Genomic DNA, 14,254 nt, shown 5'->3' on the forward strand with positions numbered 1-14,254 from the left:
GCGCCCCGTGTTTGTTATCAGAAATCTTTTGACCGTATTACTTCGCTATCTTACGGAATTTACCAAATACGCCAAGTGGAAGTTTCGGACCTGCAGTTGCTTGTAAAAATAGCTCGCCTATTTCTAAGTTTTCAACTTTCGGAAAAGCAGTCTTAATTAAATTTTCCACAATAACCGAAGAGAAACCTAAAGAATAGGTATTTAAAATCAAGAAATGTTCTTGAGGATCCAATAGTTGAACAACCTCTGTCATCATTTCCATAATGTGGTCTTCCAATTTCCATTTCTCACCTTTCGGCCCATGTCCATAAGCTGGTGGATCCAAAATAATTCCATTATAGGTATTACCTCTTTTCAGTTCACGCTTTACAAACTTTAACGCATCCTCAACAACCCAACGAATGTTATCCAAGTTGGAAATTTCCATATTTTCATTCGCCCAGGTCACAACCTGTTTAATCGAATCCACGTGCGTTGTATCCGCACCAGCAGCTTTCGCTATTAAAGATGCTCCTCCCGTGTATGCGAAAAGATTGAGAACCTTCGGTTTTTCCGTCTTAAATGAACGAACAGATTCTGAAATATAGTCCCAATTTACAGCCTGTTCCGGAAATATCCCGACGTGTTTAAAAGATGTCAGGCCCAACCTAAATTTGATGGCCACATCGCTATTTTTATATTCGATGTGCCAACGGTCCTGAACCTTCGGATTTTTCTTCAACCATTCTCCAGAAGTAGCCGAACGACCTTTGAATTTGATATGATAACGTTTGTTCCAATCTGCTTCGCTCAACGCCTTAGGCCATACAGCCTGAGGCTCAGGTCTGACCAGAATTAAATCACCAAAGCGTTCCAATTTTTCAAAATCACCACAATCAATGAGTTCATAGTCTCTCCAATGCTGTGGAGTCAATAGTTGTATATTTGTTGCTGCCAAAATCAAAATTTTCCGACAAAACTAAGCTAAATTTCAATAGAAAAGAAATCTGCATGATCCTAACCCCGATCAGCGCCTAAAATCGGACACACTAAAACAATAATCTCACCCGTTATTCGCCCATCGAGGCCTTAGCACTTTTCATCAATGGGCTTGCAAAGACAAAGTTGTTTAATTCTTTCACATCCGAGCGCATCATATCCTTATTGGACCCTTCCCAAAACTTCGCCCCTTGGTAAAGAAACAAAATATATTCCCCTATTCCCATTACAGAATTCATATCATGCGTAACAACAACTGTTGTACATTTTAATTCTTGAGTTATCTTCAAAATTAACTCATCGATAACAATAGAAGTTTCAGGGTCTAAACCCGAATTAGGCTCATCACAAAAAAGGTATTTGGGATTCATACTGATCGCACGCGCAATCCCTACCCGCTTTTTCATCCCGCCTGAGAGCTCGGCAGGAAATAGCTTATTCCGTCCCTCCAGATTAACCTGTTCTAGACAATGATTTGCCCGGTCCAATTTCTCCGCTTTCGACATGTCCGTAAACATATCCAAAGAAAACATAATATTTTGTTCGACAGTCATCGAATCAAATAATGCTGAATTCTGAAAAAGCATACCTATTTCTTTACGAATGGGGACACGTTCTTCAAAATTCATCCGAGTAAAATCTTTGTCGTCAAAAATGACCTTTCCTTTTTCCGGTTGATGCAACCCAACGATGCACTTGAGTAAGGTGCTCTTTCCCGACCCCGAACCACCAATAATCAAACTCACTTTACCGGGTTCAAAATTCGCACTGATACCTTTCAGCACATGATTATCACCAAACGACTTGTTAATATCTTCGATTTGAATCATAAAATCTTTTTAAAGCATTAGTGCCGTAATTACATAATCCGCCGCTAGAATGGTAATACAGCCTACCACTACAGCTTCCGTGCTCGCCTGCCCAACTTCCAAAGCCCCACCCTTCACATGATATCCTTTATAAGCAGAAATCGATGTAATAATAAATCCAAAGACCACCGCTTTTACAAGTGCCACCGTTACGGTAAAACCATTAAAGCCATCTTGAATCCCCAAAATATAATCTGCTTGCGTAACAGCTCCCGAAAGGGATCCCCCCAACAGGCCGCCCACCAAGGCGCACACGATGGAAATAATAACCAACATCGGAATCATGGTCACACCAGCCAAAATTTTAGGCAAAATCAAATAGCCAGGAGCATTGATCCCCATAATTTCCAAGGCATCAATCTGCTCTGTAACACGCATAGAGCCAATCTGTGAAGATATGGACGAACCAATTTTTCCCATTAAAACCAAGCCAGATATCGTTGGCCCCAATTCCAAGATATTCGAATCCCGATTGATAGAGCCTATAATCGAATTAGGTATCAAGTCCGAAACCATCTGAAAGGCTATTTGCATGGTCATAACAGCACCAATAAAGGTGGAGATAATGACGATAAGGCCGAGCGAGCCAATACCAATATCGGTCATTGCCAATACGGTTTCCTTCCAATAAATCCGCCCCTTCTCCGGTCTTTTAAATACTGATTTGAGGAGTATGAGATAGGCACCAATGTGATGAAAGATCATGTTATCTATTTAATTTCAATGTATTACGTCAATTATAAGACTATATTAAGCCGAGATATCCATTAAAGGTAATTAATTCCCGGTAATATATAAACAAGCAAAAAGCCAAAAAGTAATGGAAAAACGAAATTACTTACCGATCAATTAGTCACATTTACCGATTTTTTATGTATAATAGCCTAAACATTCATACAGTATCTCCCAAATCGAATTACTTTTGAGATATATTAACAAACAGAATTAGTTATGAATACACGAAGAATAACAACTGGTATCACCATTCTCTTTATAGGCGTTGTCTTATTATTGTCACAGCTTGACACAATTTCATTCAATTGGGCCGGTATTTTTAGATATTGGCCGCTGTTTATCGTTCTTGCCGGAATTCGTATGCTGGTACCCAAAGATCAACAGGTTGGACAATTTGTTGCCATTGGCTCTACCGTGGTCATTTTAGGGTTCCTGACATACATCGGCCTATCGACACCTAAGGAACCACTATTAACACAGCTATTAAAGAGTAAAACCCTTGGCGTCAAATATAATGATGATCCAAATGATAAAACGAATTATACAACGGAAAAGCTAAACGTACCACTGAACAATAAAATCCAAAGTGCTACCTTGAATCTCGATTTAGGCGCCACCTCATTAAGAAATGATAGCAGCACGACGTCACAGATCTTCTCGGCATATAATACCTCAAAAGAATATTTACTGGGCGTAACCGTACATGGAGAGTCTACCGAAAAAGTTGACATCAATTTAAAAGGGAAATTCCAAAACAAGGATTTCAATAGCAAAAATAATAATACTTTTATTGCTTTAAACCCCAACATCGTATGGAACCTGAATTTTGATGTCGGCGCGATCGATGCCAAGCTGGATCTTTCCCCCTATAAAATAGAGGCATTAGATATCGATGCCGGTGCAACAAGTTTAAAACTAAAATTGGGTCAGCCACTGGCTACAACAAAGATTTCGATGGACGCCGGAGCGTCATCAATCGAAATCATGATTCCGAAAAATGCGGCCTGCCGTATTACAAGCGATAATGCGTTATCCTCTACAGATTATGAGGGCGATTTCCTTAAAAGTGAAGGAGAAGCAAAATCGATAAATTACGACACAGCTACTCAAAAATTCGATTTTGACATCAACGGTGGTATTGCATCAATAAAAATTAGAAGATATTAATTGACAGCCGATTTTTAGTCAAGAAAAGTTAACTTTGTGTTAGATATGGACACAAGTAATATGTTGACATTGCCTGGAATCTATTGCAATTCCAAGGTAGATTATTCAAGATGGAAAACGAGGGAAATTCAAATCGGTAATACCCCAATGGGTGGCGATAATCCCATTCGTATTCAAAGTATGACAACGGTAGATACCATGGATACGATGGGGTCAGTTGAACAGACGATTCGGATGGTTGAAGCGGGCTGCGAATACGTTCGTATTACCGCTCCCAGTATAAAAGAAGCACAAAATTTAGCCAATATAAAGAATGAACTCCGGCGAAGAGGATATAATGTTCCTTTAGTTGCTGATATTCATTTTACCCCCAATGCTGCCGAGGTAGCCGCCCGTATCGTAGAGAAAGTAAGGGTCAACCCCGGAAACTATGCGGACAAGAAAAAATTCGATCAGCTGTCGTATACCGAAGCTGAATATAAACTTGAATTGGAGCGCATTTATCATAAATTTGCTCCACTTGTCAATATCTGTAAAGAAAATGGTACAGCCATGCGCATTGGAACCAACCATGGTTCCTTATCCGACAGAATTATGAGCCATTATGGCGATACGCCTGAAGGCATGGTTGAATCGGCCATGGAGTTTATCCGGATGTGCGAAGACCTGAATTTTTATAACCTTTGTATCTCAATGAAATCATCCAATCCGCAGGTCATGGTAAAAGCCTACCGTTTGTTGGTCGAAAAAATGGTTTCTGAAAACATGAACTACCCGCTACATCTCGGAGTAACGGAAGCCGGAGATGGTGAAGATGGCCGTGTAAAATCTGCCGTCGGCATTGGAACACTGTTGGAGGATGGACTGGGAGATACTGTACGCGTATCGTTAACCGAAGAACCCGAACGCGAAGCCCCCGTGGCAATAGCTCTTGTCAATCGATATAGCAAACGGCAGGCAAACCTCGAGCTTCAGCCCAAACAAGAAATTATCCAACTATCTACAGACACACCCATTGTCCCTTATACCAGCGAAGAAGTAAATACATTCATCGGGGGGGCTTTAGTTCCCAGGATTGTCGTTGATATCTCCAAAGAAAATTTGAAAGACGCCCAGATACTTACCAAAGTTGGCTATCGCTATGATATCCTATTGGATAAATATCACATGGGCGAGCAGTCTGTAGACTTTGTTTATCTCGCAGATAGTTTACCGTCTTTCACTATGCCGGCCAACCTGAAACAGATTTATAACTACGACACTTGGTTCCAACTTGCTGATAAAACCAACATCCATCCCCTCTTTACCTTAGCACAATTTGTAGCAGCGGACTATAAAGATACGGTGTTGAATATGGTCAAAATCTGCAATTCAGATTTGTTGACCCCATTGTTTGAATCTTTACAGCTTGACAAAACTGTCGTATTTATAGTAGAAACCGATTACTTGCACGGGATGGCAGATCAAAGACAATTTTTCCGTAATTTGCAGGAAATAGGCCTCAACAATCCAGTCATTATTAAACGCTCCTATCCAAAAGAAGATTTCTCAGGCCCTATTGGTGAATATATGAATCCCGAAGAACCTATTTCCAAAATACAGCTTTATGCATCGACAGATCTAGGCGCGCTATTGATCGATGGATTAGGATCGGGAATCTGGATTGATTCACCGGCAACAGCATTGGAAAACATAGCCTCATTATCTTTCGGAATTTTGCAGGCAACGCGATCAAGAATATCCAAGACAGAATATATATCCTGCCCAAGTTGTGGCAGAACCTTGTTTGATCTACAAGAAACTACCCAGATGATTCGAAGCCGCACGAACCATTTAAAAGGGTTAAAAATTGGTATCATGGGCTGCATTGTGAATGGTCCTGGTGAAATGGCTGATGCAGACTATGGCTATGTGGGAGCGGGACCTGATAAAGTTACGTTGTATAGAGGCCAGCAGGTTGTCAAGAAAAATGTGAGTTCTGCACATGCCTTGGACGAATTGATCAAAATCATTAAAGATGATGGCCTTTGGATCGAAGAATTACAAGACTAAAGCCACAAATAAACGCTATACAAAAACAGCAGCGGGAATCAAATGATTCCCGCTGCTGTTTTTGTATACTAACGAATTATCTTGTCAATTGTCTCCTTATCGGATAGAAAATCTTTTAACAACAGTTTCAGAACCAGCCACTACCCTTACGAAGTAGAATCCTGTGGTTAATTTTCCGCCATGCTCAAAAGAAAGATTTTGAATTCCTGAATCCAGATTACCATTCATTAATTGAAGAATCTCATTGCCCAATGCGTCCATAACTTTGATAGAAACACCCGAAGATTTTGCCAATTTAAAAGAAAGGTTTATTTGCTCAGCAATTGGATTATAGAATACCTTAACATTATTGATCAGTTTCTCTGTTTCCTTGATCGTTTTATCACCTCCGAATGCCTCATTGCCGTCCCAAATATGTTGCGAAAAAGTATGGTCATAAGGAGACTTTGCATACACCCTTGCCCCCCCACTGCACAATGTCAGTGCGGATAATAGTGTCAAAAAAGCTGCTTTAAGTAGATTTCTCCCCATAGTGTTAAATTAGACTTCAAATACTGGTTACGGTTTAATCAAATATAACGCTAACTATTTGAATTATCAACAACAAAGTTAGTATTTTGTTTAAAAGTTTTTTGTCAAGAAGGGCCTTTCCAAGTTTCTTTTAACAAATTTTAACAGCTCTTGCGCATGTCAAAGGAAATGCTAAAATTTGGCGCAGCAAATGTACCTACTTAAAGTACAGGCAAAAAGTATATTTTTGCAGTATATTTTGAAATAAAATACTTGATAAATGGCAGACAATAGTCATCACAGCAGTATCAATAAGGTGAGTTTCGCCGGATTATTGATCAGTTTAGGAATTGTTTTTGGAGATATAGGAACCTCCCCATTATACGTTTTCAAAGCAATCATGGGACAAGGAGCCATCCAAAAAGACCTGGTCTTGGGAGGACTATCCTGCGTTTTTTGGACGCTGACACTCCAAACAACCGTTAAATACGTTTGGATTACATTACGGGCAGACAATAAAGGTGAAGGGGGCATTTTATCCCTTTATTCTTTGGTACGTAAGCGCGCACCTTGGTTAATCTTCCCGGCGATGATCGGTGCTGCCACCTTATTGGCTGATGGAATGATCACACCTGCCATCACAATATCTTCAGCTATTGAAGGTCTAGACATCAAATTCCCTGGATTACCTACAGTTCCTATCGTTGTTACAATCATATCCTTATTATTTATAATTCAGCGATTTGGAACATCCGTTGTTGGAAAGGTTTTTGGGCCGTTGATGACCATCTGGTTTTCAATTATTGGCGTGCTTGGTTTATCCCATCTTCACCTTGCACCCGAAGTCATGAAAGCAATCAATCCCTATTATGCCTTTCATATTCTGATTACTTACCCGCATTCGCTATTATTGATTGGCGCGGTGTTTTTATGTACTACCGGAGCCGAGGCTTTATATTCGGATATGGGGCACTGTGGTAAAAACAACATCCGGATTAGCTGGATTTATGTAAAGATCACGCTGATATTAAATTATTTCGGACAAGGTGCCTGGTTATTGACGCAAGAGGGACGTGTTCTAGGTGGATCAAACCCCTTCTATTCGATCATGCCCGATTGGTTTATCGGCTACGGTATCGCTATAGCGACAATTGCTGCTGTCATAGCGAGTCAAGCCATGATATCCGGATCTTACACCTTAATTTCGGAAGCAGTACGATTGAATATATGGCCTAAAGTTGCTATCCGCTATCCAAGCGAACATAAAGGACAGCTGTATGTTCCTTCCATCAATTTAATTTTATGGATAGGCTGTATGATTGTCATCTGGGTTTTCGAAGAATCCAGCCGAATGGACGCAGCCTATGGTCTCGCTATCAATCTAACCGTTTTGATGACGACGGTCTTAATGGGTTATTTTCTGTCGATGAAAAAAGTCAATCGTGCAGTGATTGCTATATTCTTGATCGCCTACTTTGTCATCGAGTTAACTTTCTTAGTAGGAAATGGGGTAAAAATTGCTCATGGTGGCTGGTTAACCCTGATGCTTGCCACGGCATTATTCGTAACAATGTACTGTTGGTATACAGCGCGAAAAATTAAAAATCGCTATGTCAACTTTATCAATATCAACAAATATTACCCCATCATCTCAGAATTAAGTGAAGACAAATCTGTGCCACCATATGCATCACATTTGGTGTACCTAACAAGCGCAAATTTTAAATCAGAGATAGAAGCTAAAATTATTTATTCCATTATAAATAAAAAACCAAAGCGGGCCGACGTATATTGGCTGGTACATGTTGACGTGATGGATCATCCACACACCAAAGAATATTCGATCGACCAACTTATCCCTGGGAAGTTAATACGAATTGATTTCAAACTTGGTTTTAGAGAAGAGCAACGCATCAGTTTATTGTTTAGAAAAGTTGTGGAAGAAATGGTGAAAAAAGGTGAAATTGACATCACTAGTCAGTACGACACCTTACGTAAACATAATATACCAGGCGATTTTAAATTTGTTGTTTTAGAAAAAGTACTTTCCAAAACCAATCAGATGACTTGGATAGAAAAGGTTATTATGGACATCTATGGTTACCTCAAAAAAATGAGCTTGTCCGAAGAAAAAGGTTTTGGTTTGGATTCTAGTTTTGTTACCATAGAGCGCGTACCGCTCAATTTTCCCCAGACTTCAGAAGTCCATCTCATACGAAAAGATTAATACTTCTCAAGGTGATGCTTTAGCATCACCTTTTTTATTCAATAGAATTGCATTACTTTTGTTGCAAATAATACATCATGGCAGACGCTAATCCAAAAAAGAAATTACATCCTAGAAATAGACATCTCGATAACTACAATTTTGAAGAACTGAGCAAAGTAGAGCCCTCGCTCAAGGAATTTGTAATAGCAAACCCTTACAATGTAAAATCCATCGATTTTAACAATCCTGATGCCGTGAAGACATTAAACAAGGCGCTTCTAAAGAAATACTATCACATTCAACACTGGGACATTCCCAAAGAGAATCTTTGCCCTCCTATTCCCGGCCGCGCTGATTATATTCATTATATCGCCGATGTGCTTGCGCGCGACAACAACAATGAAATTCCAAAAGGCGGAAATATTCATATCCTCGATATCGGTGTTGGAGCCAATTGTATTTACCCGATAATCGGTCATCAGGAATATGGCTGGAGCTTTGTAGGTTCCGAAATTATCAAGAGTGCATATAAAAATGCTATCGAGATAACACGGACAAACATGAGCCTAAAAAAGAGCATACAAATACGCCTGCAAAATAATCCAAAGGCCATATTCAAAGATATCATCCTTCCAGGTGAAAAATACGATGTAGTGATCTGTAACCCGCCGTTTTTTAGCTCTCAAACCGAAGCTTTACAACAATCCATCCGCAAAACTACTGGTATAAAAGATGCTAAAATAGACGAAAAACCGGTGACACAAACTTTTTCTGGGCAGGGAAGCGAATTATGGTGCGATGGTGGTGAAAAAGCCTTTCTGTCACGCATGATCTTTGAAAGCCAGTTCCACAAAGATCAAGTAAAATGGTTCACGACCTTAGTGGCACATCGTGAAGATATTCGCTTTTTACAGCACAAACTAAAGAAAATAAATGTAAAAGAGACTGAGGTAATCCGCATGGAACAAGGCAATAAGGTAAGCCGAATCCTTTTGTGGAGATTCTAATACGTCCACGATATTCAAAGAAAAGGAGCTATCTTTTATGCAGATAGCTCCTTTTCTTTGATCCATTCTTATGCGACGCTTCTCATATACTATACTTGCGCCTGTTTATTTAACTTTGAATGTTTATAGCCATACATAAAATATACAGCCAATCCAATTACGAGCCAGATCACAAATATTATCCAGTTACTTGCTCCCAATTCCGTCATCAAATACAAATTGATCAGGATACCAACGACAGGCAATAGCGAAAAGTTCATTTTAAAGCTATAAATACTCAGGCCAAGCCAGGTTAACCAAAATATAATGACGAGCATTTTATGTTCTATAATTTCAAGCACTGACAGCGATTTCCATTCCTGTACCGTTCCCTGGCCGTATATAAAAATGAGCACAATAGCAATCAACAGTCCACCACCCACTACATATTTACCGTTGATATAAGGAACCTTAAATTTCGATTTTGCAGATAAGCCGGAATAGTCCATATACAATACGCCTGCACAAACAAGGATAAAGGCAAAAAAGGTACCCACGCTCGTCAGATCCACAAAGAAGTCCATTTTAAAAAATAACGATGGGATGGCTACCACCAACCCCGTGACGATCGTAGCGAAAGAAGGCGTTTTATATTTGGGATGGATCGTTGCAAATTTCTTCCACAACAGACCATCCCTGCTCATGGTCATCCAGATTCTTGGTTGAGCCAGTTGATATACCAGTAAGGCACTAGTGATGGCAATTACGGAAGTCACGGATATAATTCCCGCCATATGATCAAAGCCGACGTATTTAAAAACAAAAGCCAACGGATCTTTTACATTCAATTCTGTATAATTGACCATTCCTGTCAATACCAAGGTTATGGCTACATACAGTACTGTACAAATCAATAAACAATAAATCATGGCTTTAGGCAGGTCGCGCTGTGGGTTTTTACACTCTTCGGCAGTTGTCGATATCGAATCAAATCCGATGAAGGCAAAGAACACAGCGGCAACACTTCCGAGTACACCTTTAAGGCCATTAGGTGCGAAAGGAGTCCAGTTTTCGGGCTTTATGAAGAATATTCCACCAAATATTACCGCTAGAATAATAGCAACTTTGATCATCACCATGATCATACTCGCTTTTTGAGATTCCTTTATACCGATATAAACCAACCATGTGACCAAAAATGTAATGACCCCCGCTGGTAAATCGAAAATAATAGGTAGCCCTCCGATTCGTGGAGCGCTATTAAAAGCATCTAACCCATGCTGATCGATTGCAGTTAAGGCAGACGCACCATGCTGGTTCATTTTGTCCACAGCATCGTACGCGTAGCCTGGAGCCATGGATAACCAAGGAGGTATGTGAACACCAAAGCCCTCCAGCATGGAAACAAAATACTGCGACCACGAAATCGCAATAACCGTATTCGAAACCGCATACTCTAAAACCAATGCCCAACCGATGATCCAGGCAAACAATTCACCAAATGCCACATAAGCATAGGTATACGCCGAGCCCGAAACAGGAACTGTACTGGCAAATTGCGCATAAGCCAATGCCGTAAAAACACAGGCAAAAGCTGTAAAAACAAAGAGAAGTGATACTGCAGGCCCACCTTCATAACTGGCCAGTCCGATTGTGCTAAAAATTCCAGCTCCAACAATGGCGGCGATACCCAAAGAAACCAGATCTGTTACACCCAACACCTTTGCAAGGCCTGTTCCCTCCTCTTTTTGAGTGTCATGGAGAATCTGATCAACACTTTTCTTCCGAAAAAGTCTATGTGACATGTAAATTTAGTTTTGGTACTTAAAATTATGCGAAAATAAATATTTTCAAGGTCTTATACTATTGGTATTTTTTGATAGGCTAACTAAAGTCCATCAGCTCATATTGAATATACTGGTAAATTTCCTGATAATCGGCCAACCGTGTATGCAAATAGGAAATTAGCTGTTCTGTCAAAAGATGTCTTTGCTCGGCTGAAACATCAAAATGCCACAATCGCTTACAAATGTTGAAAAGCGCACCTGCAATTTTTTCCATTTTCGCATAGTCGTAAATATACTTCCAGTCTATAAACTGATGATAGAATTTTTCAAACTTCGGAATGTCATGAAGTTGATTTATTGCCAAAAACTTTCGCAGGGCATCTTGGTTGACATGTATTAGCGCGGCGTAGAATTTATCGATGGAAACAGCGCTCTTTTGTGTGAGTATATGATCCAACAAAAGCTCTAGGCCAATATGTGCCATAAAGGAAGGCCGGATAGGCATTCCCACCAAACTAGGCTGAATTTGTAATTTGAGCTGATGGGTATGATGAAAAAAATAGTTTGAATTATGAAAAAGTCGATCCACTTCAATATGACGGTTCCAACCGATATACATTTGCTCCAATAAAGGGTTATTCAAAAGCTCATCTTCATACTGACGAGGCTTTAGCATAAAAGATTTATCAGCATTCTTTAATAGATCGGGTAACAATCCACCTACAATACGTTCGGGGTTAGTGGCAAACCGCTCAAAATAAAAATGTGATAAAAAATTCATACCAGCTTATTAGCGTGTGGTTTTATACGGATTTATTCGCTCAATATACGCTTAATCTCCTATCTTTGCATCTTGTAAATTAAAAAATTAAATCCATTTAACAATGAGCTTTGTAGAAGAATTACGTTGGAGAGGCATGTTACAAGACATTATGCCGGGAACTGAAGACTTACTAAATAAGGAGAAAGTCGCTGGTTATATCGGTTTTGACCCCACAGGAGACTCTCTACACGTAGGACACTTAACTCAAATCATGACATTGATCCACTTCCAAAATGCGGGCCATAAGCCGGTGGCTTTGGTTGGAGGCGCAACGGGGATGATTGGAGACCCTTCTTTCAAATCTGCAGAGCGTAACTTGTTGGACGAAGCTACCCTACAGCATAATGTAGCTTGTCTGAAAAAACAGTTAGGCAAATTTCTCGAATTTGGAGAAGGTGAAAATGATGCCCAAATGGTTAATAATTACGATTGGTTTAAAGATTTTAAATTTTTGGACTTTATACGTGATATTGGTAAAATGATTACCGTTAACTATATGATGGCAAAAGATTCTGTAAAAAAACGTTTAGAAGGCGACAATGGTCTTTCATTTACAGAATTTACCTATCAATTGATTCAGGGATATGACTTCTATTACCTATGGAAGCACCACAACTGCAAAATTCAGATGGGTGGGTCCGATCAATGGGGTAATATCGTAACAGGAAGTGAAATGATTCGTCGTCAGGATCAAGGAACAGCCTATGCCATCACCACACAATTGATCAAAAAAGCGGATGGCCAAAAATTTGGAAAGACAGAATCTGGGGCAGTATGGCTAGATCCAAAGAAAACTTCTCCGTATAAATATTACCAATTTTGGTTGAATACATCCGATGATGATGCTAAAAACTGGATCAAAATCTTTACGCTAAAACCTCAAAACGAAATAGAGGCTATTATTGCAGACCATGATGCTGCCCCTCATTTACGTTTAGTTCAAAAAGCATTGGCAAAAGATATCACCATTCGCACACACTCGGAAGAAGCTTATGAAACAGCGATCAAAACTTCTGAATTTCTTTTTGGAAATGGTTCGTTGGAATTCTTGGACAATTTAGATCATGAGGCTGTTCTGGAAGTATTTGAAGGTATTCCGCAATTCCAGATCGCTCGTACAGATCTCGCTACAGGCATCAATATTCTTGATTTACTGGCTGTTCAGACTCAAGTATTCCCTTCAAAAGGCGAAGCCCGAAAAATGCTGCAAGGCGGGGGAGTTTCTATCAATAGAGAAAAAGCTACGGATATTGAAGCCTCCATTACCATCAATCACCTGCTAAACAATAAATATATTGTTGCACAACGCGGTAAAAAGAATTATTACCTGATTATCGCAGATTAGTGATCAGCAATATCCTGGTTTAATAATCCATAAACATAAAAAAGTCCCTTTTGAAAAAATCAAAAGGGACTTTTTTACGCAATCCAAAGCCATTTTTATTCCGTTAAAAAAATAGGTCTGGTTATTTTATTTTAATAGTTTTTCAAAAGCTTTACGTGACGCACCTCTAAAATGCACCTCACCACAATATTGGTATCCCAATTTTTGAAACACGTGCAACATACCGCCATTATCAAAATTAGTATCTACCTTGATACTATAAACCGAATGATCAATTGCAATCTCCTCAACCCCCAGCATAATAGCCGTTCCCAGCCCCTTTATATGGGGATCCTGCGCCGAGGCAAGTCTGTGTATACCGACATAGGGACCATTGCTCAACCATTCCCCTTCGATATCATCATAAGCAGGCTCCACATCAAAAATTATTGCAACATAACCTACAATCCTATGCGCTACTTCAACGACATGGCCATATCCTTTATCAATATCTGATTGTACGACATCCTCATTCGGATATCCATCTTGCCATTGCCTGCTGCCTTGTTCCTTCCTTAAGGCAATCGCCTGCTGTATGATCTCCCAAATTCGTCCTTTATCAGCTAATGTCGCTTTACGTATCTCAAACGTGTTCATGCTATCTCTTGTATTTTTTCGTAAAACTACATATTTTACTGCAACTCCAAGAATATCGAAAGTACGACAATCCACTACAGCTATTCACCATTCTTTTATCCGACCCATTTGCAGGGCATAGTATTTGCTAGTCCTTATACCTATCACGCTTTTTAGC

The 14,254-nt window shown here is 39.7% G+C and carries 12 protein-coding genes; 5 read left to right on the forward strand and 7 right to left on the reverse strand.

Going from position 1 to position 14,254, the window contains the following annotated elements:
- Window positions 1-37 precede the first annotated feature (37 nt).
- The 3 genes from VXM68_RS01730 to VXM68_RS01740 all read right to left on the reverse strand — a co-directional run bounded on the left by VXM68_RS01730 (window position 38) and on the right by VXM68_RS01740 (window position 2,552).
- The gene (locus VXM68_RS01730; RefSeq protein WP_293956719.1) at window positions 38-943 is read right to left on the reverse strand and encodes a class I SAM-dependent methyltransferase; all 906 of its coding nucleotides are present in this window, start codon (window positions 941-943) and stop codon (window positions 38-40) included.
- A 106-nt stretch (window positions 944-1,049) separates the two neighbouring features.
- Window positions 1,050-1,808, reverse strand: a complete 759-nt coding sequence (locus VXM68_RS01735; RefSeq protein WP_293956720.1) for an ABC transporter ATP-binding protein — start codon at window positions 1,806-1,808, stop codon at window positions 1,050-1,052.
- 9 nt (window positions 1,809-1,817) lie between these two features.
- The gene (locus tag VXM68_RS01740) at window positions 1,818-2,552 is read right to left on the reverse strand and encodes an ABC transporter permease (RefSeq protein ID WP_293956721.1); all 735 of its coding nucleotides are present in this window, start codon (window positions 2,550-2,552) and stop codon (window positions 1,818-1,820) included.
- 246 nt (window positions 2,553-2,798) lie between these two features.
- Between VXM68_RS01740 and VXM68_RS01745 the strand changes: the two genes are divergently transcribed.
- Window positions 2,799-3,749, forward strand: a complete 951-nt coding sequence (locus VXM68_RS01745) for a DUF5668 domain-containing protein (protein WP_293956722.1) — start codon at window positions 2,799-2,801, stop codon at window positions 3,747-3,749.
- Window positions 3,750-3,794: 45 nt separating this feature from the next.
- Window positions 3,795-5,801, forward strand: coding sequence for a (E)-4-hydroxy-3-methylbut-2-enyl-diphosphate synthase (gene ispG, locus VXM68_RS01750; protein WP_367210259.1), 2,007 nt, complete (start codon window positions 3,795-3,797; stop codon window positions 5,799-5,801).
- Window positions 5,802-5,897: 96 nt separating this feature from the next.
- Here the strand turns inward: ispG and VXM68_RS01755 are convergent, their stop codons facing one another.
- Window positions 5,898-6,332 (reverse strand): T9SS type A sorting domain-containing protein, encoded by a 435-nt coding sequence (locus tag VXM68_RS01755; RefSeq protein ID WP_293956725.1) that lies wholly within the window; start codon window positions 6,330-6,332, stop codon window positions 5,898-5,900.
- Window positions 6,333-6,591: 259 nt separating this feature from the next.
- On the opposite strand from VXM68_RS01755, the gene VXM68_RS01760 reads away from it, so the two are divergent.
- Both VXM68_RS01760 and rlmF read left to right on the forward strand, forming a co-directional pair.
- Window positions 6,592-8,538, forward strand: coding sequence for a KUP/HAK/KT family potassium transporter (locus VXM68_RS01760; protein ID WP_293956726.1), 1,947 nt, complete (start codon window positions 6,592-6,594; stop codon window positions 8,536-8,538).
- A 77-nt stretch (window positions 8,539-8,615) separates the two neighbouring features.
- Entirely contained in the window at window positions 8,616-9,527 is a 912-nt protein-coding gene (rlmF, locus tag VXM68_RS01765) for a 23S rRNA (adenine(1618)-N(6))-methyltransferase RlmF (protein ID WP_367210260.1), read from the forward strand.
- An 89-nt stretch (window positions 9,528-9,616) separates the two neighbouring features.
- Here rlmF and VXM68_RS01770 read toward each other — a convergent pair whose 3' ends face one another.
- Both VXM68_RS01770 and VXM68_RS01775 read right to left on the reverse strand, forming a co-directional pair.
- Window positions 9,617-11,311 carry an amino acid permease gene (locus VXM68_RS01770; RefSeq protein WP_367210261.1) on the reverse strand — a complete coding sequence of 565 codons (1,695 nt, stop codon included), beginning with the start codon at window positions 11,309-11,311 and terminating at the stop codon, window positions 9,617-9,619.
- Between the two features lie 79 nt (window positions 11,312-11,390).
- On the reverse strand, window positions 11,391-12,074 hold the full coding sequence (locus VXM68_RS01775; protein WP_293956730.1) for a hypothetical protein: 684 nt from the start codon (window positions 12,072-12,074) through the stop codon (window positions 11,391-11,393).
- A gap of 103 nt (window positions 12,075-12,177) precedes the next feature.
- Here VXM68_RS01775 and tyrS point away from each other — a divergent pair, with 103 nt between their 5' ends.
- On the forward strand, window positions 12,178-13,461 hold the full coding sequence (gene tyrS, locus VXM68_RS01780; RefSeq protein ID WP_293956731.1) for a tyrosine--tRNA ligase: 1,284 nt from the start codon (window positions 12,178-12,180) through the stop codon (window positions 13,459-13,461).
- 126 nt (window positions 13,462-13,587) lie between these two features.
- On the opposite strand, the gene VXM68_RS01785 is transcribed toward tyrS, so the two are convergent.
- On the reverse strand, window positions 13,588-14,097 hold the full coding sequence (locus VXM68_RS01785; RefSeq protein ID WP_367210262.1) for an N-acetyltransferase family protein: 510 nt from the start codon (window positions 14,095-14,097) through the stop codon (window positions 13,588-13,590).
- Window positions 14,098-14,254: the final 157 nt, after the last annotated feature.

Source organism: Sphingobacterium sp. R2 (genome assembly GCF_040760075.1).
Classification (GTDB): Bacteria; Bacteroidota; Bacteroidia; order Sphingobacteriales; family Sphingobacteriaceae; genus Sphingobacterium.

What these genes read in the sequence shown, in the direction of transcription:
- VXM68_RS01745 (WP_293956722.1), top strand. Translation starts at nt 2,799, where the DNA reads ATGAATACACGAAGAATAACAACTGGTATCACCATTCTCTTTATAGGC.
- VXM68_RS01785 (WP_367210262.1), bottom strand. Translation starts at nt 14,097, where the DNA reads ATGAACACGTTTGAGATACGTAAAGCGACATTAGCTGATAAAGGACGA.
- VXM68_RS01760 (WP_293956726.1), top strand. Translation starts at nt 6,592, where the DNA reads ATGGCAGACAATAGTCATCACAGCAGTATCAATAAGGTGAGTTTCGCC.
- VXM68_RS01740 (WP_293956721.1), bottom strand. Translation starts at nt 2,552, where the DNA reads ATGATCTTTCATCACATTGGTGCCTATCTCATACTCCTCAAATCAGTA.
- VXM68_RS01755 (WP_293956725.1), bottom strand. Translation starts at nt 6,332, where the DNA reads ATGGGGAGAAATCTACTTAAAGCAGCTTTTTTGACACTATTATCCGCA.
- VXM68_RS01775 (WP_293956730.1), bottom strand. Translation starts at nt 12,074, where the DNA reads ATGAATTTTTTATCACATTTTTATTTTGAGCGGTTTGCCACTAACCCC.
- VXM68_RS01735 (WP_293956720.1), bottom strand. Translation starts at nt 1,808, where the DNA reads ATGATTCAAATCGAAGATATTAACAAGTCGTTTGGTGATAATCATGTG.
- tyrS (WP_293956731.1), top strand. Translation starts at nt 12,178, where the DNA reads ATGAGCTTTGTAGAAGAATTACGTTGGAGAGGCATGTTACAAGACATT.
- VXM68_RS01770 (WP_367210261.1), bottom strand. Translation starts at nt 11,311, where the DNA reads ATGTCACATAGACTTTTTCGGAAGAAAAGTGTTGATCAGATTCTCCAT.
- rlmF (WP_367210260.1), top strand. Translation starts at nt 8,616, where the DNA reads ATGGCAGACGCTAATCCAAAAAAGAAATTACATCCTAGAAATAGACAT.
- ispG (WP_367210259.1), top strand. Translation starts at nt 3,795, where the DNA reads ATGGACACAAGTAATATGTTGACATTGCCTGGAATCTATTGCAATTCC.